Origin of the sequence: Spartinivicinus poritis, from assembly GCF_028858535.1 — a bacterium.
Lineage (GTDB): Bacteria > Pseudomonadota > Gammaproteobacteria > Pseudomonadales > Zooshikellaceae > Spartinivicinus > Spartinivicinus poritis.
Genome location: NZ_JAPMOU010000004.1, coordinates 191812 through 214305, shown reverse-complemented (window position 1 = coordinate 214305; position 22494 = coordinate 191812). Strand labels below are relative to the sequence as shown.

The following is a 22494-nucleotide window of genomic DNA, read 5'->3' as shown; positions in this document are numbered from 1 at the left end:
GTATGCTCAATACGTTAAGGAGGATCGTCCAAGAAGTGAATGCCGCTCACGACCTGGAGACGGCATTGGATATTATTGTCACGCAAGTGCGTCAAGCCATGCACACAGAGGTTTGCTCTGTTTATCTATTTGATCATGAAACCAACCAATATACGCTGATGGCCACTGAAGGGCTTAATCGCTCTGCTATTGGTATCACCATTGGTCGCTCAGAAGGTTTAGTAGGCCAAGTTGGGCTGCGTGAAGAACCAATTAACTTAGAAGATGCTCCTACCCATCCAAAGTTTCTTTATTTAGAAGAAACTGGAGAAGAATGTTTCCATGCTTTTTTAGGTGTTCCCATTATTCATCACCGGCAAATTTTGGGAGTACTTGTTGTACAACAACGAGAGCGGCGTCGTTTCAGGGAAAGTGAAGAGTCATTTTTAGTCACTATGTCAGCACAGCTTGCTGGTGTTATTGCGCATGCTGAAGCCACCGGTTCCATCAAAAAGTCCAACCGTAAAAGTGGCGAGCCCCATGAAGCCAAGTTTAATGGTGTAGCCGGTGCACCAGGAGTAGCTATTGGTGAGGCGGTAGTTATATTGCCACCTGCTTTCTTGAGTGCAGTACCTGATAAAGAAGCTGAGGATGCAGATCTTGAGTTGCATTCGTTTCAACAGGCCCTGGAAGCAGTGCGTGAGGATATGCGACGTACTGCTAGTAAGCTGGCAGATCGAATCAGGCCAGAAGAGCAGGCATTATTTGATGTGTATTTGCGCATGCTGGATGACAATGCCATCGGTGCTGAAGTTAGTGCGCTGATTCGGCAGGGGCAATGGGCTCAAGGTGCATTGAGACAGGTGATTGAAGAGCATGTCCGTGCCTTTGAAATGATGGAAGACCCTTACTTAAGAGAGCGGGCAGTCGATGTTAAAGACTTAGGCCGAAGAGTCTTAGCCTACCTTCAAGAAGACAATAAGATTAATGTCTCCTACCCAGAAAACACCATTTTAATCAGTGAAGAAGTGACTCCTACCATGCTAGGAGAAGTGCCTAAAGAAAAGTTAGTGGGGCTGGTGTCAGTGTTGGGCTCAGTTAACTCTCATGTGGCTATATTAGCTCGGGCCATGGGAATTCCCACAGTAATGGGCGCAGTTGACCTGCCGTATAACCAACTCAGCGGCAAAAAGATGATTGTCGATGGGAATTTAGGTCGAGTCTATTTAAGTCCATCTAGTGAGCTATGTAACCAATACCAAGAAGTCGTTGATGAAGAAAAGCAATTTATTGCCGGTTTAGAAGGATTAAAAGGGCGTCCTTGTATTACACGCGACAACTTTCGTATTCCATTATGGGTAAATACCGGGCTAATGACAGATGTTATGCGCTCGTTAGACCGTGGGGCTGAAGGGGTTGGTCTGTATCGCACAGAAGTACCTTTTATGATTCGGGAGCGGTTTCCGAGTGAAAATGAACAGCAGGAAATCTATCGCGCCCAGCTGCAAGCATTTGCTCCGAGCCCGGTTACGATGAGAACCCTGGATATTGGGGGTGATAAATCACTATCCTATTTTCCAATTGAAGAAGATAACCCGTTTCTTGGTTGGCGAGGTATTCGAGTTACGTTAGATCATCCTGAAATTTTTTTGGTGCAGATTCGCGCCATGTTAAAGGCCAGTGCTGGGCTTAATAATTTACGTATTATGTTGCCTATGATTTCCAGCGTGGCGGAAGTTGATGATGCTTTACACTTAATTCATCGAGCCTATGGGGAGGTTGTGAGTGAAGGCGTTAACGTACAATTTCCTCCAGTGGGAGTGATGATTGAAGTACCAGGTGCTGTATATCAAGTGTCTGAATTTGTAAAACGCGTTGACTTTTTATCCATTGGTAGTAACGACCTGACCCAATATATTCTGGCTGTGGATAGAAATAATCCGCGGGTGGCTGACTTATATCACTCGTTTCATCCTGCAGTATTGTATGCATTGCAGTCAGTTGTGAAAGATGCCCATGCTGCAGGAAAGCCTGTCAGTATTTGTGGTGAGATGGCTGGAGAACCGCTAGCAGTAGTACTATTGGTTGCAATGGGGTTTGATGTGCTGTCTATGAATGCTACGAACTTACCCAAAGTAAAATGGGTGTTGAGTAATATCAGTGTTGGCTGGGCAAAAGAAGTACTAAGCAAGGTGCTTGTGCTTGATGATGCCAAGATCATTCACAGTACACTTGAGTTGGAGTTAAGAAAGGCGGGGCTGGGAAAAATTTTGACCCCTGCCAAAGAACTTAACCCGACAGAAATCAGTGCTTCACCAAATGCGTGTGGGGCCGGTATCTAAGTGAACGAAACCACTTCCAGGATAATAGCCTACTCCACCACCTTTCAGACTGAGTGCTGCACCTCTTACATCTTTTAAGTTACGCCCAGGTACAGCTATATCTATGGCTCTTCCTTTCATATGAAAGCTATTTTTAGCTACGCTACGGCCCTGACGGCGCAACATTGCATTGGTTTTTGGTGAGCGATAGCCTGAAATAACATTAAAGGGTGTTTTGGCTGGTAAATCGAGCTGATATTGTAACCAGAAAAGCAAGTCCATTAATTCTGGATCCATGCTGTATGTTTCACCTGAACGGTGGTCACGAAGTACTCGATTAATTTCAGACATAGCATCTTTTACAATTTGGCCTTTTTCCCAAAAAGTAACAGATACTTTTTCCCCCGTGTGGGTATTATTTAGTACGAGAGACTTATAAGCAGGTTGAGCAAAGTCTTTAAAAATAGAGGCTTGACTGTAACTTGATAATGCTGCTGTGGTCAAAGTAGCAGCAGAACACATCAGAAACTGGCGGCGAGACAGCTTCTGTTCCATGCTTCGATTGCGCACAATTAATACCTTTCAAAAATTAAATTTTTGATCAAGTTTGCAAGACCAAAAATAAAAGTGTTTAAAAATTGAACGATTTTGGGTTTTTATTAGTATTATTGAGCGTTCATTCATGTGAGTAATTATGCATAAGTAAGACCCGTTGTATACCTGTAGGTTCAATGTATGAAAAAATATTCTGAAAACACGTTTATCTATACCTGGCAGATAATTTTATGAGTTTGTTTTTGTCTTATATCTTAGTAGGAATGGTAGCAGGCACACTTGCTGGCTTATTTGGGGTAGGTGGCGGGTTAATTATTGTACCAGTGTTGATTGCATGCTTTGAACTACAACAGTTTGCACCTGATACGCTAACTCACTTAGCTATAGGCACTTCTTTGGCAACTATTGTAATTACTTCTCTAAGTTCCGTAAAAGCGCATCATGATAAACAAGCTGTTAACTGGCTACTGGTGAAATGGCTGACTTTGGGCATTATTATTGGCTCTATTTTAGGGGTGTTTTTTGCTGCTTCACTCTCTGGAGATAAACTGCAGCTGGTTTTTGGAGTTTTTGCATTATTAGTAGGTTTAAAAATGGCGGTAAACTGGTCTCCTGGCCAACAGCGAGAAAAGACCAATAAACCATTATTAAGTGGTGGTGGTGGTGTAATCGGCTTTTTGTCTGCCATTTTTGGGATTGGTGGTGGCACAATGACTGTGCCTTTTCTCACTTGGCAAGGAGTGCCTGTCAAGCAGTCAATAGGGACCTCTGCTGCTTGTGGCCTTCCTATCGCAATTGCCGGGGCTTGTACATATATTGTGGTAGGATGGGGGAATCCCGCACTACCCGATCTGGCTGTTGGTTATGTATACTTGCCTGCTTTGTTAGGAATTATTTTAACCAGTGTGATATTTGCCAAGCTGGGAGCATGGCTAGCACACAGGCTTCCTTCAAATTATGTACGTCAACTGTTTGCCTTGCTATTGTGCGCTGTTGGTGGGCATATGATGTTTTTTTAAGCAGCTGATGTTTTATGCTTTTGTATAAGATTTAGACTGATATTGAGAGTTTTTACGATAGCTAAGCACTCATACACCCTGTTTCTCAATTCAAAGAATCTGTCGCAAGGAGTATCAGCTTTATTGCGTGGCTACTGGCTCAATTAATTTAATGGGATGAAATAATGGTATACACCCATAACATAGATAAGGTTGCACTGGATCTAGGGGCAGTTCAGATACACTGGTATGGCCTTATGTATTTGGTTGGCTTTGCGCTTGCCTGGTGGTTGGCTAATAGCCGGGCAGCAAAATCCCAAGGGCTATGGAATAAAGACCAGGTGTCAGACCTAATTTTCTACGGTGCTTTAGGTGTTGTGATCGGTGGTCGTGTAGGCTCGATGTTGTTTTATTATTTTGACGACTTTATTGCTAGACCATGGATGTTATTAAAAGTGTGGGAAGGGGGAATGTCTTTCCATGGTGGGCTACTAGGCGTGCTGGTAGCCATGTTGTTTTATGGCCGAAAAATTAATAAATCTTTCTTTCAAATGACAGACTTTATTGCCCCACTAGTACCTTTAGGGTTGGGGGCTGGTCGAATAGGTAATTTTATTAACGGGGAGCTGTATGGTAAGCCAACAGATGGTAGTTGGGGAGTTATCTTTCCAAGTGTAGGCATAGAACCTAGGCACCCATCCCAGCTGTATGAGTTTGCCCTAGAGGGTGTCGTATTATTTTTGATTTTATACTGGTTTTCTCAAAAACCTCGTCCAAGAATGGCTGTATCAGGAGTATTTTTGCTTGGTTATGGCTTATTCCGGTCGTTAGTTGAGTTTGTCCGCTTACCTGATGAACATCTCCAATACATAGCTTTTGATTGGTTAACTATGGGGCAAATCTTGTCATTACCTATGATTATCCTGGGGGTGGCCTTTATCATTTTTGCTTACCAGCGCTATCCTTTAATTAATGGGATCAATAGTGATGACCAAGCTTTTTTAGATAAGCACAAAGCAAAAGCATAGAGTCCATTGATGCTTGAGCTTAGAAATATTAACAGACCCAAGACTTTTTCTAGATAACTTTCAAAAGCACTGGCTATTTGTAAAACAATATGAAGCAGTATTTAGATTTAATGCGTCATGTTAAAGAACATGGTGTTTATAAAGCAGATCGAACTGGTACAGGTACCTATAGCGTTTTTGGATATCAAATGCGCTTTGATTTAGCTGCTGGGTTCCCCTTAGTCACTACAAAAAAGTGTCACTTGAAATCAATTATTCATGAGCTGCTTTGGTTTCTACGTGGTGATACTAATATTAAATACCTGAAAGAACATGGTGTTTCAATTTGGGATGAATGGGCAACTGCAGAAGGTGAACTTGGCCCGGTTTATGGAAAGCAGTGGCGATCATGGGAGGGAAGTAGTGGAGAAACGATTGATCAAATTGCTGAGCTGGTAGAAGCCATTAAGCGTGATCCAGACTCTCGCCGTTTACTGGTTAGTGCTTGGAACCCTGCTGTACTCCCTGATACAGGGCTTAAACCCAGCGAAAACGCTGCAAATGGTAAGCAAGCACTGCCTCCTTGTCATTGCTTGTTTCAGTTTTATGTAGCAAATGGCAAGCTATCTTGTCAGCTTTATCAGCGTAGTGCTGATATTTTTCTGGGTGTTCCTTTTAATATTGCTTCTTATAGTTTACTCACTATGATGATTGCTCAGGTGTGCGGCCTGGAATATGGAGAGTTTGTCCATACGTTAGGAGATGCTCATTTATATAGTAATCATTTACAGCAAGCAGAAGAACAGTTGACAAGGGAGCCCTTCCCGTCACCTAAAATGAAAGTTAATCCACAGGTTACTGATATATTTTCATTTAGCTACGATGACTTTGAACTAGTTGGCTATCAGGCGCATCCGCATATTAAAGCTGCGGTTGCTGTATAATGGAAGTGGCTATAGATAGAGTTAGATCGTATTTGTGATAATCTAATAAAGTATCAATAAACATAATCAGAGTAGCAGTAGCAGTAGTGGTGGGATTAACTAGCAATCCAAAGTCACTGCTACAGTTACTCTAATTAAGCTATTGATATCTAGGATCATAAATAGGCTGGCTCGTCACGCTCACCTATTAAATAGGCAACACACTCATTCACGTATTTATTAACAGCATCTGATGGTACTTTGTCTTCAAATGCCCACTCTGTGCAAGTTGAAGCGGCTTCCTCTGTGACTACTTCTGAAATGAACAGGGATTCATTGTTGATAGTATTTTGTGAGCAACCCACGATGGATAAACCCGTGAATAATAAAAAAAAGATCGCTTTTTTCATGAGATTGTCCTTTGTAAAGAAGGCGTCCTTTTTCACCTAAAATTAGGTGATAACAGGCGATAGAACATAGTTCCAAGTAGAGATAAACTCAAACCTTGAATTCACAGTTTTTGATAGCTATTAGCTATAAATCACCTTAAATTACAAATCCGTGAAATGGTTTTAATTCAGGTGGTGATGACTACAACATAAGAACTTACTTGATTCTCAGGCACTGTATGCCGTGGAACATAGACTAGTCACTGCTTGTTTGTAGCGCATATTTATGATTTCAAAAACGGTGAATATTTATAGCGGTTATTTTGTGTTTTTTTGAAGAAAAATAAATAAGCGAAAATGCTTATGAAGCTGCTGATACCCCTTACTCTAATAGCAGTATTTACGGTAAGTAGGTGTTGGGTTGGAGTTGGCTAAGCCATTGAGGTATAAGAGGCTCTACTGATATAGCTATCTATTTTTGGTAATTAGCTTATTTCAAAAGAGTCCATACCTAGCTTAGATTTTAAAGAATCATTTTCCTTTTCAAGAGTATATATGCAGTTCATTAGTTCTTTTATTTCGATAATGAATCGCTGGATAATAGAGCGAAGATCTTCTTCTGAGCCAGATATTAGGTCGTTTTTACTTAATAAGGCTTGAAGTTCGCTGACTTTTAAATTTGAGCTTTCAAGCTCTTGTTGTAGCTTGTTAATAGTATTCTCATGCTGTCTGATAACTTCATTCTGCTGTGTAACTAACTCTTGTGGACCCCCTTCATCAAGTTCTGTTTGGTAACTTAACTTCTCTAGTTGTAATTTCATCATGTTAATAGTTTGCTCTTGTTCAGTACAAACTGACAGAAGCTGATGTATTTTTGTTGTTGGAGAGTGATTTTTAAAATGTTTGAAAACCTCAATAAATGAAACCCTTTTGCTAGGCTGATAATTGTATAGTGCATGTAATATGTTGACATGCATTTTTTTTAACTTGAATAACAGGAAGCCAAGAAATATGCAAGAAAAGAATAGAACAGTAATTGCTTCGATACCGGCGTAAAATATAAAAGGAGAAATTTCCATTTTGCTACCACTATTTTTTCGTACAAAGTTCCTTTTTGTTATACCCAATAAGTAGAGTATAGTATTATACTAATACAGTTTTTCGGATAGTTCAGATTAAATTTATAATTTCTACAATCTACTGGTTCTTACTTTATTTTTTAAAAAATAGTTTTAATTGCTTGCAGGTATAATGAAATAAAATTAAAAGTGTATTTTAATATAACCGAAATTCTATTATAATCACATCATAATGATTGATTGGTACTATGTTGCTGCAGTGAAATAACTATGTTGAAACTACATCATAAAGTATTGGGCGTTGGTGAACCTTTAATATTGGTGCATGGGTTATTCGGTTCGCTGGAAAACCTAGGAGGTATTGCCAAAATTTTAGCTGAAAAGTTTATGGTTTATTCTCTTGATATGAGAAATCATGGCCGTTCACCTCATTCAGATAGAATGGATCATCAGTTAATGGCAGGTGATGTTGCTCACTTTATGGACGAGCATGGAATTAAGGCGGCACATTTATTAGGACATTCTATGGGTGGAAAAGCTGTAATGCAGCTTGCCTTAAACAATCCACAGTATGTAAATAAGTTGATAGTAGCTGATATTGCACCAATTAAATATAGTGCCAGGCATAATGATGTATTTGCAGGGCTGCAGGCGATTAACCCAAAAGCTATAAAATCTCGTATTGAAGCAGATAAAATTTTACAGCAGCACATTAAAGAATTACCAGTAAGAAGCTTTTTATTAAAAAACCTGGTTAAAAGCACTGAAGCGGGTTTTACCTGGCGAATGAATTTAGCTGCCTTACATAATCAGTATGAAAATATTATTGATGGGCAAACCTTTGATAAACCATATAATGGAGATGTATTGTTTATTAAGGGAGGAAACTCAGACTATTTATTACCAAAACATAGAAATGAAATTATAGCAATGTTCCCTAATGCTCAAGTGAGGGAAATTCCAAATACAGGCCATTGGCTGCATGCAGAAAAACCAGAGCTATTCTGCCGGGTTGTCGAGAGGTTTCTTGGGGAGGACTAAAACCGATAAGTAAAAAGCAACTTATATTTTAATTAATAGTGAATATTAAGATATTCTAAGGGAAATGAAAATAGTATACCCAATGTAAAAGAATTTTGGGTTAGACGACTGAGTGATGAGCCCCAGTAGCATTTTTGATCAGCTAGGGTAGCAACTGCAGTAACAGATTTGCACCCATGGGGCTATGAATAATAGATGAGTGGCGTTAACAATTAGAGATAAAGTCACGGCAATTTTTAGGCCAGTGGTTATGCAACATTTGAATGTATAACCATTTTTCCAGCACATTCAGTATCATTACCTATCATTTCATCATAAGGGGTATAGTGAACAAGATTCATACAAACGATATTAATACCCTGAAAGCATTCCTTCACGCTGTTAACGCTATGAAAAATAACTGGCTGGTCTGTTATTTCGTCTCGAATGACGCTGATATGATCATGGATACGAACTTCTGCTATGTATATATCCCCTTCATGGGAAATGATGTTGAGCTCATGAATAGGTAAATGGTGAGACTTTATTTTCCTGAGATACATGCTACGAGGCTCCTTTCATGTGCAGGCAGCTGACGTTTCAATCCTAGCTTAATCAGGGGGCTTTAACCAAAAAAATGAATGAAATAATTTATAATTAACTATTAGCGAATTGCTATAGCTTAGTTATTATCACTATAATTACTAATACTTTATTTAAATTATGAATAGCTTCATATTGGAAGAGATGTTTCTTGCTACCAATTTAAATTAGTGATGAGCTTGAATAATAGCAAGCTTATTAGTAGTGTAGTTTTATTAAATGGGTATAAATGTTCCAGTTGCTACCCCTCTAACTATAAAATTAATTGTCCTGTTGGTTTTATCGGCAATAATCATGGCCATCATATCTTGTAAAGCGATCATTTTTCCAAATAGCCGTTCAAAACTTAGATTGAGTGATTGAGTTTTAGTCGCATTGGTGAGTAGATAAGGCTTTCCTTGGGCATTTAGTCGATTGTTTAATCGCCAAGCCAATACTTCCATATTCCTTGCGCTATTGTAAAGTTTTTGCTGGTCTAGCTCATCTAATACAAAAAACTCGTTACGATAATTATAAGACTGTTTGATCATGTCGGTTAAGCCTGCCATCAAAGCAAATACTCGATCACCATGAAAATGATCATCAAATGCCAATAGCATGGCGTCGATAGCCTGTTTGCCCGAAAGCTCTGGATAGCGTTTCAGGCTTGCATTATTAAACAATTGCTCAGTGCGTGTTTTAATGGTTTGATTTGGATTCTTAGCTAGCTCAGCAGGGTTACGCTTATAAAGCTTAATTAATAATCGCTTAAGTAGCTTGTTCATGTTTTGTCGAACTGAATCAGCTACTAAATCAGTGTCTGTTTTTGCAAGATTTTCAATTTGGAAAGGTTGGTTTGAGCAACTGGTCAAGGTAAAAATGCAAGCTAACAGAAGGGCTACAGCTGGTTTATAATATCGCTTCATTGGGTTTGTGTATTACTCTTATATCAAGGTTACTGGCTACTTGAACAGATAAACTACTTAGGTAGTATTTAAAAGATTACGCTATATGACTCAAAGTTCAATATAGAACAGCTTGTATATTGATAACCGTTAGTTTGATAGCCAGCAACTTGATAGCACGTAGAAGGGAGACAAGTTGTATAATGTAAAAAGGGTAAAGTGGGTTAGGCAGGTAAGCAAGTGGTGGTCAGAATTGCAACAAAAATAACGCCTTTGTGGCGTTGGGCCTTGATAGGACTTGCTATTGTTGGGTTGAATGGTTGTGCCACACTAAGCCGGGAAGAGTGTTTGTCTGCTAACTGGCAGACTATTGGTTATGAAGATGGTACTAAAGGGCGATTACCAGGCTTTGTTGCAGAGCACCGCAAAGCTTGTGCAGAGTATGGGGTTGTTCCAGACTTAACTAGTTATCAACAAGGTCGTGAGGAAGGCGTTCGCCATTATTGTCGTCCGGCTAATGGCTACTATCTGGGGCGACATGGCTATAGTTACTCTGGTGTTTGCTCTGAGGAGGAAGAGGCTGAGTTTTTACGGGCCTGGCACCAGGGAGAGCGTGCTTATCGTACAGAGCAGCGGATACGGGAACTAGAGCGGGAAATTTGGCAGCTTCGAGAGAACGTTGAAAGACTAAAGCATGAAAAGAGCACAAAAATTCCGCCTCCATCATGTAGGTTGGTGAAACCCTACGCATTAGGTATAGTTATACAGTCGTAAATAATGCTAAAGGGCACCTCTAATAATTGTTTGCTGTCTCTGCCCTAAAGTAAAAGTGGTTATGGCTGGTAATAGAGGGCAATTAAACACTGCATGTATAATGAAAAAAAAATTTTAGTTGTCGATGATGATATTGAGCTTCGACAGTTGCTCCATGATTATCTGGCGAAAAATGGTTTTCAAGTACTTCAAGCAGGTGATGGAACAGAGTTATTTCGCTTATTCCCTCTTCAGCCGGTCGATTTAATTTTACTGGATATCATGCTGCCTGGTGAAGACGGGTTTTCACTTTGTCAAAAAATTCGTCAATTGTCGGATGTGCCAATCATTATGTTAACTGCCAGCTCAGATGAAACCGATAGTATTGTGGGTTTAGAAATGGGGGCTGATGACTATATGGCTAAGCCTTTTAACCCTCGTGAACTATTGGCCAGAATTAAAGCAATCTTACGAAGAACAGGGCAGTCAGACAGGCAGCAGGAGGCAGTTACTGCCAAACGTTTCTTTTGTTTCTCAAACTGGGTATTAGACTCAACGGCCCGAAAACTTGTTGATGATAATGGCAATGAAGTAACCTTATCAGGTGCTGACTTTGCTTTATTGATGCTATTTTTAGAGCGCCCGCAAACTATTTTAAAACGAGATGAAATTTCCGATTTAACCCGAGGGCGAGAAGCTAGCCCATTTGATCGTTCTATTGATGTGCATATCAGCCGGCTGCGTCATCGTTTAGGTGATGATGGTAAGAACCCCCAGATTATTAAAACAGTCAGGGGAGTTGGCTATGTACTAGCAGTACCTGTCGCTCAGCAAGATGAAGTGGACTTCTAAACTTAGTAAACAGAAGCTTTGGCCTGGATCGTTACGCTGGCGATTGGTGGTTGTGCTGTTGCTGGGGGTTTTGCTGGCCCAGGTAATCAGCAGCGTTGTATGGATTACCCAGGCTCGCCGGGCAGAAGAAGCCAGTGTCACTAATATGGCGAATCATATGGCTTATGGTGTGGCTTCTACGGTAAAGTTTTTCCAGTCATTGCCCCATCAATATCGACATATTGTGCTCGATCAATTACGTAATATGGGAGGCACGCGCTTTTTTGTTAGTGTCAATCAAGCACAAATATTAGTAGACGATCTGGCAGATAGTTACTTACATGACATAGTAGTCGATCAGTTTTATACAATTTTACGGAAAGAGCTGGGGGGCAAGCCAAGAATAATTGTGCAGTTTGCTGAGGCAGAAAAGCTAAAAGTTTTTAATAACAATACCTATTTGACCGACTTACCTCCTCGCTGGGCTCATCATAGTTTACTGATTAAACCATTATCACCTCCAATTTTAGTTACCCAGATAAAACTAGCAGAAAAAGAATGGTTATATGTTGCAGCACTAATACCTCACCCAACTTTTTTAGCTAAGACTGAGTTTATATCATTTGAACGGGTATTATTTTTAGGGCTGACCATTCTTTGCGTATTATTAATTTCTTTTTTTGCGGTACGCTGGCTGACTGAGCCATTGGCTAGATTATCAAAAGCTGCAGATGATTTAGGCAGGGATTTAGATCACCCTCCACTTGCAGAAAAAGGCAGTAAGGAAATGATTGCCACTGCACGAACGTTTAATGCAATGCAGCAACGGCTGAAACGCTATATAGATGACCGGGCTCGGTTATTCGCTGCTATTTCTCATGACTTGAAGACCCCGATCACCCGGTTGCGGCTAAGAGCAGAAATGCTGGAAGAAGAAACCAGCAGAGAAAAGTTTGTTACCGACTTGGAAGAGTTAGAAATAATGGTTAAAGGCGCTTTACAATGTGCTAAAGATACGGAGCTTGATGAGCCTCAGTCACCAACAAATTTAATGGATATTATTAATAAACTAAAAAGAGATGTAGAAGAGGCTGGTCACACCATTAAAATTTATGGTGAAATTAAAAAACCTTATATGGGAAAACCGTTGGCCCTTAAACGTTGTTTAACAAACTTGATTGATAATGCTATTTTCTACGGCGAACGAGCAGAGGTAAATTTAGAAGATGATGTCGATGAAATTAAAATAATTATTCGTGATTATGGGCCTGGTATTTCTGAAGAAGAGCTGGAACAGGTTTTTGAACCTTATTATCGTATAGAAAAATCCCGTAATCGCAATACAGGTGGTACTGGTTTAGGTTTAGGTATCGCAAGAAGCATAGTGAAGGCCCATGGTGGTGAGCTGCTACTTGATAACCATCATGAGTGTGGGCTTATCGTTAGGGTGGTTTTACCCAGACACTGATTAGCATGTTGGTAACGGAATATCTAACCCTTTTCTGATAGCTGTTTGTAAAAGCTGCTGGTATTGCTTGCTTCGTTTAAGCCGGCGCACGCTATTGCTGAGAGGAGCTTTGATGTTACTATGTCGTTTGTGTAAATAAATATATAAATTAACACTTAACTCTGAATAAACAGTTATATTTAATGACTTAAAACAGCTTTGTTGTTTATAAAAGTAGGCGACAGCTACTGGCATTATAGCTACGTCTACTCGGTTGCGTCGTAGTAAGGTGGTTAACTGAGTGAGATCTTTAGCAAGAAAAACATGTTGATGATCTACAAGGGGTTTAGGTAATGACATGCCTCTAATGGTTGCTAGTCTGTAGATGGAAATTTCTTTATCTGATTTAGGTAAATTACCAAACCCGGTAAAAGCTAAAAAATAACTAAAGTAACTGGGTTCAATTCTTATTAAATTAGGGTATTTATCAATATATAGTTCATCTGAAAACATAAAATTTCCATCGAGTTTGCCTTTATTGGTGTCGCTTAATGTGCGCATGGCAGGTAGCGTAATAACTTTTATTTTGCAACCTATTTCTGAAAAAATTAAATTTAAAAATTTATCGATAAAGCCTTGTTGGTTATTGGTATGGTAAGGAGGAGATAATGGTGCCGCAAGCGTCAAAGGTGTTTTCTGACAAGAAGGAGTAGCGGCTGCATGCAAGTACTGAATATAAGTAGTTAGAAATACTAAGTTAAGCCAGGCTAAAGGCTTGTAAGATAAAATTGACAAAATACTTTTGATATACAATAAGCGATACCAGCTAATTAATTTATTGTACAAAAACGAGTTTCTAACATCTATATTAAGTTATAAGTGCATGGAAGCCACTGTTAGTCCAAATAGTGTAGAAAGGGAATGACGTTGCAGCAAGTCATGAATATAGCTGAAGTGAATCATAATAAGGCTAAGATATGAACTTTAAGCAGAGATTTTCCCCTGTGTTTATTGCTTTGGTTATGATGCTTAGCCAAATCTCAGTTGCTGGAGAAGTTGAAGTACTGCACTGGTGGACCTCTGGTGGAGAAGCCCGCTCGCTGGATGTGCTCAAACAAAAACTGGTTAAGCAGGGCCATAGCTGGAAAGATTTTGCTGTAGTGGGTGGCAGTGGTGATAAAGCAATGGCGGTATTAAAGTCTAGAGCCCTGTCGGGTTTCCCTCCTACAGCGACACAAATTTTAGGGCACCATATTCAGGAGTGGGGAAAACTTGGACTACTCACAAACTTAGACAAAATTGCTAACGAGCAGAAATGGGAAGCAATATTGCCAGACTTTGTTCGAAAACTTGTCAGCTATGGCGGCCATTATGTCGCAGTACCTGTTAATATCCATCGTGTAAATTGGCTATGGATTAATCCAAAACTTTTTAAGCAGACAGGAGCCAAGGTTCCCACTAATTTAGTTGAATTTTGGGTAGCGCTTGAAAAGTTCAAAAAAGCGGGGATAACACCCATTGCTCATGGTGATCAGCCATGGCAAAACTCAACAGTGTTTGAACTGTTAATGTTAGCGATGAATGGCGCTGATTTTTATATCAAGGCATTTGTGGAGCTAGACAATGCAAGTTTAACCAGTGATAAGATGGTGAGTGTTTTTGCGGCTTTTAGAAAGCTTAAGCAGTATATGGATCCAAATATTTTAGATCGAGATTGGAATGCTGCGACCAGTATGGTTATTAATGGTAAAGCAGCTATGCAAATTATGGGGGATTGGGCAAAAGGTGAGTTTATTACTGAAAAAAAACAATTAGGTAAAGACTTTTTATGTGTCTCAATTCCATCTACATCAATGTATTTCCCTTATGTGGTTGATAGCTTCATTATGTTTGAAATTTCAGACCCTGAGAATAAAAAAGCGCAGGCTGATTTAGTAAAAAATATTTTGAATAAAGAGTTTCAGCAAACATTCAATATGAATAAGGGCTCTATTCCTGTTCGTCAAGATATGGCAATAGGCAACTTTGATGCGTGTGCTAAAGAGAGTAAAGAGGTGCTTATTAGTAAAGACTCCAAGATTATACCTAGCCTTTCTCATGGCATGGCTGTTACAACTTATACGCAAAATGCCATATTTGATGTTGTCACTAAATTCTTCCGTAATGACAAAATTTCACCAAAAGAAGCGGCTCGGCAACTTGGAGAGGCCGTTCAAGCCAGTTTGTAATCTTGAGTTGTTGCCTGTTATTGTTTTTGTCATCAATGATTCATTATTATTGTTTAGACTTACCTTCAGAGTGAAGGAAGAGCTTGCCCACTTTTGTTTGTAGCAATATAGAAGTGTGACTTTTGTAGCAAATTACCTTAACTTAAAATTTAACAGTCCTGAGACCCCGCCACTTTTTTGTAACCAAATCTTAATAGATTTGGATAAAAAATATCCAGAACTACAGCTTCTTAAAGAATAAGTGCCACACTTGTAAGACTTTGTTACATTAGCTTGCGTTATCTTACGTTACATCCTCTAGCGCTCTTAATACACTCCAGGTAGTCGCTATAGTGCAGGAGTGCACTCTTTAGGGGCATTTGTCAGAGACAGACGACGATAATAATTATTTACAGGGTCTGATTTATGAAAAAATTTAAAAAGTCATTACTTGCCATTGCTGCTTCCAGTGTTATGAGCCTAAGTGCCTATGCTGGTGAAGTAGAGGTATTGCATTGGTGGACTTCTGGTGGTGAGGCCAAGTCTGTCGCAGTACTGAAAGAACTGCTTGAAAAACAAGGCCATACCTGGAAAGACTTCGCTGTTGCCGGAGGCGGTGGTGAAAGTGCGATGACTGTATTGAAGTCTCGTGCAGTTTCCGGAAATCCTCCCTCTGCAGCACAAATTAAGGGGTTAGATATCCAAGAGTGGGGAGAGCTAGGCTTCCTTACTGATTTGGATAAAGTGGCAGAGGAGAACAAGTGGTCTTCTTTAATGCCTGAAATTGTTAGTAAGGTGATGAAGTATGATGACCAGTATGTAGCTGTGCCTGTCAATGTGCACAGAGTAAACTGGTTATGGGTTAACCCAGAAATCTTCAAAAAAGCCGGTGCAAAAGTACCGACTACTTGGGCTGAATTTAAAGACGCAGCTGAAAAAATCAAAAAAGCGGGTTTTGTACCTTTAGCTCATGGTGGTCAAGCTTGGCAGGATGCAACTGTATTTGAATCAGTAGCATTAGGCATTGGTGGCCCAGAATTTTTCCGTAAAGCTTTTGTTGAACATGACATGAAAACCTTGCAAAGCGACAAGATGGTTGAAGTGTTCGAGGTATTCAAAAGCTTGAAACAATATATGGATAAAGATGCACCAGGTCGTGACTGGAATATTGCCACTTCTATGGTAATTAAAGGTGAAGCGGCTATGCAATTAATGGGTGACTGGGCTAAAGGTGAGTTTGCTGCTGCAGGCAAAAAACCAGGCAAAGATTACCTCTGTGTAGCTGCACCAGGCACACAAAACAGCTTTACTTTTAACATTGATAGTTTTGCCATGTTTAATGTGAAAGATCCAGAAAACAAAAAGGCGCAGGCTGCCTTGGCAAAAACCATCCTCGAACCTGAATTCCAAGAAGTCTTCAACCTAAACAAAGGATCAATTCCTGTGCGTTTAGGCATGAATATGGAGAAGTTTGATAGTTGTGCCAAAGATTCCATGAATAGCTTTGTATCTACCAGTAAGTCTGGTGGGTTAGTACCAAGTATGGCTCATGGCATGTCTACCACTTCCTATATACAAGGTGCAATTTTTGATGTGGTCTCTAACTACTTTAACAGTGATAAAATAACTGCTAAAGAAGCTGCTCAAAAATTAGCTAAGGCTGTGAAAGCTAGTATATAAGAAGTCAATGCCAGCAGTGGAGGATAACACGGCTACTGTTGGCATTTAGGATTACTCCATAATCCATTTTAAATTGCTGAAAAAATATTAGTCTGATTTTTCAGGTTAAGGCTCTATAAACAGCGTTACAGTATAAGAGAGCTTGTACTATGAGTGTGCATGCAGAAGAGATGCAAGTGGTTGTTGCTAAAACAAAAAAGAAGCCGCTTGATTTTATTGCGGATCAAATTCCTAAGTTGGTACTTTCACCAACTATTTTAATGACCATAGTGTTTATCTATGGATATGTTATCTGGACCGGTGTACTTTCTTTCACTAAATCCAGCTTTTTGCCCAATTATAAATTTGCAGGTACTTTGCAGTACGAAAAATTATTTGAAAATGAACGCTGGGGCGTCGCTGTAGATAATTTATTCATATTTGGTGGTTTATTTATCTTAATTTGTCTGGCACTAGGCATATTTATGGCTATTTTGCTGGATCAGCGCATTCGTGCTGAAGGAGCGATAAGAACAGTATTCCTTTACCCAATGGCGCTTTCATTTATTGTAACGGGTACAGCCTGGAAATGGATTTTAAACCCTGGTTTAGGTCTGGAACGCCTAGTGAAAGACATGGGTTTTGAAAACTTCACCTTTGACTGGCTAATAAACTCTGATATGGCTATTTATACCCTGGTAATTGCAGCAGTATGGCAGTCTTCTGGGTTTGTCATGGCATTATTTTTAGCAGGGTTACGCTCAATTGATAGTTCTATAATTAAAGCTGCTCAAATTGATGGGGCCAGCTTACCTAAAATTTATTGGCGGATTATTTTACCCAGCTTACGTCCTGTATTCTTCAGTGCATTTATCATTCTTTGCCACATTGCAATCAAGAGTTTTGATTTGGTTAAAGCATTGACGAATGGTGGACCTGGCTACTCAACCGACTTACCTGCAACCTTTATGTATGCATTCTCATTTACCCGAGGTCAAATTGGCTTAGGTTCTGCCAGTGCCATGATGATGTTGGCTGGTGTATTGGCGATATTGATTCCTTATTTATATTCTGAGCTGAGAGGTACCCGCAATGCATGATAGTACTGTGTTAGGGCCGCAAACCTCTTCTGCAAAACTGGGGCGGATATTTATTTACGCTATATTGGCATTTTTAGTATTGTTTTATTTGATGCCATTGGTAGTTATGTTTTTGACCTCGGTTAAAAGCATGGCAGATATTCGAACAGGTACGTTAATATCCTGGCCAAAAGAATTTGTATTTGATGCCTGGGGCAAAGCATGGTCCAGTGCTTGTACTGGGGTAGCGTGTGAAGGTGTTTCAGGCTACTTTTTAAACTCTATTAAAATTGTTTTGCCTGCAGTATTCATTTCCACTTTTCTGGGAGCACTCAATGGGTACGTATTAACCAAGTGGAAATTTAAAGGCAGTGACTTATTTTTTGGTCTGTTGCTGTTTGGCTGCTTTATTCCTTTCCAGGTAGTACTATTGCCGATGGCGCAAACGCTAGGTTGGTTAGGTTTAGCCAACACTACAGCAGGCTTAGTATTTGTTCATGTGGTTTATGGTATGGCATTTACTACCTTATTTTTCCGTAACTTCTATGTGTCGGTGCCTTCAGAGCTAGTCAGTGCTGCCAAAATTGATGGAGCCGGCTTCTTTACAATTTTCTGGCGAATTTTATTACCTGTTTCTACACCAATTATTGTAGTTTGTGTCATTTGGCAGTTTACTCAAATCTGGAATGACTTCCTGTTTGGTGTTGTTTATGCTGCGGGTGATACACAGCCAATAACAGTTGCATTGAATAACCTAGTGAATACCAGCACAGGCGTGAAAGAATATAATGTTGAAATGGCTGCCGCCATCATTGCCGCGTTACCTACCTTGTTAGTGTATGTACTGGCTGGCAAATACTTTGTGCGTGGTTTAACTGCTGGGTCTGTTAAGGGGTAATGGAGGGATAAATAATGGCTGCTTTAACTATTGATAATGTAAAAAAACGCTATGGCGACCATGAAGTATTAAAAGGCATTGATATAGCCATTGATCGTGGTGAGTTTTTGATTTTAGTAGGGCCATCTGGTTGTGGTAAATCTACCCTGATGAACTCCATTGCTGGCCTTGATAATATTTCCGACGGCCGAATTTTAATTGATGGCAATGACGTTACTAACAGTGCACCAAAAGATCGTGATATCGCTATGGTGTTTCAGTCTTACGCGCTATATCCCAATATGAAGGTACGAGATAACATTGCGTTTGGTTTGGAAATGCGGGGTGTTTCTAAACAAGAGCGTGCCCAAGAAGTAGAGCGGGTAGCGAAAATGCTCCAGATTGAGCATTTGCTTGATCGTAAGCCAGCCCATTTATCGGGTGGCCAGCGGCAGCGGGTAGCGATGGGGCGTGCCTTAGCCAGAAAGCCACAAATCTATTTATTTGATGAGCCACTAAGTAACCTGGATGCCAAGCTCCGGGTAGAAATGCGCACAGAAATTAAGAAGCTACACCAGCGTTTAGGTACCACTATTGTTTATGTAACTCACGATCAGATTGAAGCGTTAACCTTAGCTGATCGTATTGCAGTTATGAAAGATGGTGAGCTACAGCAGCTGGGCACGCCAAAAGAAATTTATGATGACCCTGCTAACCGCTTTGTAGCTGGTTTTATGGGCTCACCAGGAATGAACTTTATTCCTGCGCAAATTGTAGAGTCTGACTCTGGCTTGCAGGTTGAAGTGAGCTATCAAGGTGGCCAACCTCAGTTATTACCTGTGCCTGAGCGCTGCCAAGGGCTGTCAAGCTGGGTTGGCAAGCAGGTAATTTTAGGTATCCGCCCAGAACAAATTACTGAGCCATTACCTCATTTGGTTTCAAAGCCACTTAATCGGACAATCTCATGCCCTGTTCAAGTAACAGAGCCAATGGGATCTGATACGTTAGTTATGTCTGAGCTAAATGGTGTGGAAATTTCTGCCAGGGTTTCCCCTGACTGTGATGCTCGACCAGATACTGTATTGGATTTAAGCTTTGATATGAGTAAAGCGGTGTTTTTTGATCCTAAGACCGACGAGCGTATTGATCGCTAATTACTTTCCAAGTATCAGCCTTCGTGAATAACCAGCCTGTTTTACAGGCTGGTTATCCCTTCTTAATTGGTCTTCCAATTCCTCTCAAACACAGATTTAGAGCCTTTATGCTATTTTTTAGTTAATAGTAATTAAGCCTACAGTCGACTATGCCTATTCTGCTTATCTTTAAAAGGATAATTTTGATTTATATCTTTTCTGTCTGCTCTATGGTTATGGCAGAGAAAGAGCATGATTATTTATTAGCGACTGAGCCCTGGCCTCCTCATTTTGGTCCTAAGCTGGCTGATGAAGGTTACTTTGCTGATATTATCTATCAAGCTTTTCAGCAAGTAGGCAAAACTGCAGGTATTTTATATACATCGTGGAATCGAGCTTTTGAGCTAGGCAAGAAGGGCAAATATGATGGATTGGTCGGGGCTTTTTATGCAAAAGAGCGAGAAAGGCTGTTTAGCTACTCAAAACCTATATCAACCAGTAATTTGGTTTTTTTCCAAAAACAAGGAGGGCAGATAAGCTATAAAGCTTTGGAAGACTTATCTCCATATCGAATCGGTATTGTTAGAGGTTATCACTATACAGATGAATTTAACAAAGCCCACTACTTGCAAAAGCTGGAAGAGGTTCATACTGAACGAAACATTAATTTGCTATTAATTGGTCGACTAGATCTTATTGTGGCAGAAGAGAAAGTAACTCAGTACTTGCTTAACACAAAGTTTAAAAATAGAAATTTTAGCTTGGAGATATTAGAGAAACCATTAGTATCTCATAAGTTATTTTTAATGATACCCAAAAAATCTCCTAAGCATGACAATGTATTAGCTGACTTTAATCAGGGGTTTAGTTTGTTGATACAGCAGGGAATGGTAAAAGAAATAATGAAAAAGCACGGTTGGCGTGTAGATGATGTTTACTAAAAAAAGCTTGTGGGTTCTTATACTTGTTGCTCCAATGCGTTATGCAAAGCAACAAACAGTAGTTGTTGACAACTGACCCTATTAGTTAAACAAGCTTTTGAAAAGGAGCTTGGAGCTTGCTAAGTTAGAAGAATCTCGGGAAATAAACAAAATTATGGCTAAACATGGTTTTGTTGGTATGAATATTATTGAATTAGTTTGTATTAGACAAAAAAAAGGGTACTAAAAGTACCCTATTAAAAGTCCACAGGACTGAAAACAGCCTTGCACTTGGGAGCTTAAGTAAAATTTCCCATGATTCTCTAAACCAGTAAAAGTGATTATGACTTTTACTAACTTAAAGAATTTTGTTACCCACCTTAACCACTTTCATGGTGTTGGTGCCACCTTGGGCGTTGGCATAATCGCCCTTGGTGATAATTACCAGGTCACCTTCATTAACAACATCCAGTGCTTTTAGTTTATCAATAGAGCACTGATTCACTTGAGCGTTGTCAATTTCATCCGTATCAAAAGGTACGGTAATGACCCCTCGATAGAGAGCAACCCGGTTTTGGGTGTCCTTGCGGCGTGAAAAAGCAAAAATAGGCAAATGCGAGCGGATGCGGGACATCAGTAATGGAGTAGCCCCACTTTCGGTCATTGCAATAATTGCTTTAACACCTTGCAAATGATTGGCAATATACATAGCTGCCAATGCTATTGATTCATCTGTGCGCTGAAAAGGCTCGTCGATACGGTGTTTAGATCGAAACGCTAAAGGATGTTTTTCAGCGCCAACACACACATTATGTACTGCTTCTATAGTTTGTACTGGATACAACCCTGCTGCCGTTTCTGCTGAAAGCATGACAGCATCGGTGCCATCTAAAACAGCATTGGCTACATCAGATACTTCGGCCCGAGTTGGCATAGGGTTGCTGATCATTGACTCCATCATTTGAGTCGCTGTAATCGCAATTTTATTTAAGGTGCGAGCACGTTCAATAATATGCTTTTGCACGGCAACCAATTGGGCATTACCAATTTCAACACCTAAATCACCACGGGCAACCATTACCCCTTCAGATGATTTAATAATACCATCTAAAATTTCATCGTCATTTACTGCTTCAGCTCTTTCAATTTTGGCAATTAAGCCAGCGCTTGAGCCTGCTTCTTTAAGAAGCTGTCGCGCTTCTTCCATATCTTCAGCAGAGCGTGGAAAGGAAACCGCTACATAATCGACGCCAATTTTTGCTGCCGTTTTAATATCTTGCTTATCTTTTTCAGTTAAAGCTTTTGCTGATAAGCCGCCACCTTGGCGATTAATACCTTTGTTATTAGATAATGGACCACCAATAATGACTTTGGTGATGACTTCGTGAGCGGTAACACCTGTTACTTCAAGCTCAATACGGCCGTCGTCTAATAATAAAATATCACCAGGTTTTGAGTCGGCGACTAATGCTTTGTATTCAATACCAACTCGTTCTTCAGTGCCTGCTTCTTTATCTAACTTGGCATCTAAGATAAAAGTATCGTCATTTTTTAATTCTATTTTTTTGTTTTTAAAACGAGAAATACGAATTTTTGGCCCTTGCAAATCACCTAAAATTGCAACAAACGCTTGTTGACGGGCAGCCGCCTCACGAACCCGCTGGGCGCGTTCAATGTGGTCCTGGGCTTCTCCATGGGAGAAGTTTAAACGAACAACATTGACCCCAGCTGCGATCATCTGTTCTAACGTTTCAATCTCGCTAGAGGAAGGACCAAGGGTTGCTACAATTTTAGTTCTGCGAATCATCAGGTAATCTTCTACAGGCTATC

21 protein-coding genes are annotated in these 22494 nt (G+C 40.0%); 14 read left to right on the top strand and 7 right to left on the bottom strand.

Going from position 1 to position 22494, the window contains the following annotated elements; all coding sequences use genetic code 11:
- Positions 1-2: 2 nt before the first annotated feature.
- Complete coding sequence (gene ptsP, locus ORQ98_RS05320) at positions 3-2321, top strand: phosphoenolpyruvate--protein phosphotransferase (protein ID WP_274687746.1); 2319 nt, start codon at positions 3-5, stop codon at positions 2319-2321.
- Here ptsP and mepK read toward each other — a convergent pair.
- Positions 2292-2870: a peptidoglycan L,D-endopeptidase MepK gene (mepK, locus tag ORQ98_RS05315; RefSeq protein WP_274687745.1), complete on the bottom strand. Its 579-nt coding sequence runs from the start codon at positions 2868-2870 to the stop codon at positions 2292-2294. The two genes, ptsP and mepK, sit on opposite strands and share 30 nt — an antisense overlap.
- Before the next feature lie 215 nt (positions 2871-3085).
- Between mepK and ORQ98_RS05310 the strand changes: the two genes are divergently transcribed.
- The 3 genes from ORQ98_RS05310 to ORQ98_RS05300 all read left to right on the top strand — a co-directional run bounded on the left by ORQ98_RS05310 (position 3086) and on the right by ORQ98_RS05300 (position 5804).
- Positions 3086-3874 carry a sulfite exporter TauE/SafE family protein gene (locus ORQ98_RS05310; RefSeq protein WP_274687744.1) on the top strand — a complete coding sequence of 263 codons (789 nt, stop codon included), beginning with the start codon at positions 3086-3088 and terminating at the stop codon, positions 3872-3874.
- Positions 3875-4038: 164 nt separating this feature from the next.
- A complete protein-coding gene (gene lgt, locus ORQ98_RS05305; protein ID WP_274687743.1) occupies positions 4039-4881 on the top strand; it encodes a prolipoprotein diacylglyceryl transferase in 843 nt (280 codons plus the stop codon).
- A gap of 89 nt (positions 4882-4970) precedes the next feature.
- Positions 4971-5804, top strand: a complete 834-nt coding sequence (locus tag ORQ98_RS05300; protein ID WP_274687742.1) for a thymidylate synthase — start codon at positions 4971-4973, stop codon at positions 5802-5804.
- 155 nt (positions 5805-5959) lie between these two features.
- On the opposite strand, the gene ORQ98_RS05295 is transcribed toward ORQ98_RS05300, so the two are convergent.
- A complete protein-coding gene (locus ORQ98_RS05295; RefSeq protein WP_274687741.1) occupies positions 5960-6193 on the bottom strand; it encodes a hypothetical protein in 234 nt (77 codons plus the stop codon).
- Positions 6194-6657: 464 nt separating this feature from the next.
- The gene (locus tag ORQ98_RS05290; RefSeq protein ID WP_274687740.1) at positions 6658-7251 is read right to left on the bottom strand and encodes a hypothetical protein; all 594 of its coding nucleotides are present in this window, start codon (positions 7249-7251) and stop codon (positions 6658-6660) included.
- Positions 7252-7521: 270 nt separating this feature from the next.
- Here ORQ98_RS05290 and ORQ98_RS05285 point away from each other — a divergent pair, with 270 nt between their 5' ends.
- Complete coding sequence (locus tag ORQ98_RS05285; RefSeq protein WP_274687739.1) at positions 7522-8292, top strand: alpha/beta fold hydrolase; 771 nt, start codon at positions 7522-7524, stop codon at positions 8290-8292.
- Positions 8293-8540: 248 nt separating this feature from the next.
- Here the strand turns inward: ORQ98_RS05285 and ORQ98_RS05280 are convergent, their stop codons facing one another.
- Positions 8541-8834, bottom strand: coding sequence for a DUF6482 family protein (locus ORQ98_RS05280; protein WP_274687738.1), 294 nt, complete (start codon positions 8832-8834; stop codon positions 8541-8543).
- A gap of 255 nt (positions 8835-9089) precedes the next feature.
- On the bottom strand, positions 9090-9779 hold the full coding sequence (locus ORQ98_RS05275; protein ID WP_274687737.1) for a hypothetical protein: 690 nt from the start codon (positions 9777-9779) through the stop codon (positions 9090-9092).
- Between the two features lie 219 nt (positions 9780-9998).
- On the opposite strand from ORQ98_RS05275, the gene ORQ98_RS05270 reads away from it, so the two are divergent.
- From ORQ98_RS05270 to ORQ98_RS05260, 3 genes are all read left to right on the top strand, one after another.
- Positions 9999-10532, top strand: a complete 534-nt coding sequence (locus ORQ98_RS05270; RefSeq protein WP_274687736.1) for a DUF2799 domain-containing protein — start codon at positions 9999-10001, stop codon at positions 10530-10532.
- A 93-nt stretch (positions 10533-10625) separates the two neighbouring features.
- The gene (locus tag ORQ98_RS05265) at positions 10626-11363 is read left to right on the top strand and encodes a response regulator (RefSeq protein ID WP_274687735.1); all 738 of its coding nucleotides are present in this window, start codon (positions 10626-10628) and stop codon (positions 11361-11363) included.
- Positions 11347-12810: an ATP-binding protein gene (locus ORQ98_RS05260; RefSeq protein ID WP_274687734.1), complete on the top strand. Its 1464-nt coding sequence runs from the start codon at positions 11347-11349 to the stop codon at positions 12808-12810. Before ORQ98_RS05265 ends, ORQ98_RS05260 begins: the two co-directional genes overlap by 17 nt.
- On the opposite strand, the gene ORQ98_RS05255 is transcribed toward ORQ98_RS05260, so the two are convergent.
- Positions 12811-13635 (bottom strand): type 2 periplasmic-binding domain-containing protein, encoded by an 825-nt coding sequence (locus tag ORQ98_RS05255; RefSeq protein ID WP_274687733.1) that lies wholly within the window; start codon positions 13633-13635, stop codon positions 12811-12813. It abuts the gene before it with no gap.
- Between the two features lie 131 nt (positions 13636-13766).
- Between ORQ98_RS05255 and ORQ98_RS05250 the strand changes: the two genes are divergently transcribed.
- The 6 genes from ORQ98_RS05250 (at position 13767) to ORQ98_RS05225 (ending at position 20685) form a co-directional block, all read left to right on the top strand.
- Entirely contained in the window at positions 13767-15017 is a 1251-nt protein-coding gene (locus ORQ98_RS05250) for an ABC transporter substrate-binding protein (RefSeq protein WP_274687732.1), read from the top strand.
- Between the two features lie 405 nt (positions 15018-15422).
- Positions 15423-16676, top strand: coding sequence for an ABC transporter substrate-binding protein (locus ORQ98_RS05245; RefSeq protein WP_274687731.1), 1254 nt, complete (start codon positions 15423-15425; stop codon positions 16674-16676).
- Positions 16677-16846: 170 nt separating this feature from the next.
- Positions 16847-17755: a carbohydrate ABC transporter permease gene (locus ORQ98_RS05240; protein WP_274687800.1), complete on the top strand. Its 909-nt coding sequence runs from the start codon at positions 16847-16849 to the stop codon at positions 17753-17755.
- Positions 17748-18632: a carbohydrate ABC transporter permease gene (locus ORQ98_RS05235; RefSeq protein ID WP_274687730.1), complete on the top strand. Its 885-nt coding sequence runs from the start codon at positions 17748-17750 to the stop codon at positions 18630-18632. Before ORQ98_RS05240 ends, ORQ98_RS05235 begins: the two co-directional genes overlap by 8 nt.
- A 14-nt stretch (positions 18633-18646) precedes the next feature.
- Positions 18647-19765, top strand: a complete 1119-nt coding sequence (locus ORQ98_RS05230; protein WP_274687729.1) for an ABC transporter ATP-binding protein — start codon at positions 18647-18649, stop codon at positions 19763-19765.
- A gap of 215 nt (positions 19766-19980) precedes the next feature.
- On the top strand, positions 19981-20685 hold the full coding sequence (locus tag ORQ98_RS05225; protein WP_274687728.1) for a substrate-binding periplasmic protein: 705 nt from the start codon (positions 19981-19983) through the stop codon (positions 20683-20685).
- 337 nt (positions 20686-21022) lie between these two features.
- Here the strand turns inward: ORQ98_RS05225 and pyk are convergent, their stop codons facing one another.
- A complete protein-coding gene (pyk, locus tag ORQ98_RS05220; protein ID WP_274687727.1) occupies positions 21023-22471 on the bottom strand; it encodes a pyruvate kinase in 1449 nt (482 codons plus the stop codon).
- Positions 22472-22494: the final 23 nt, after the last annotated feature.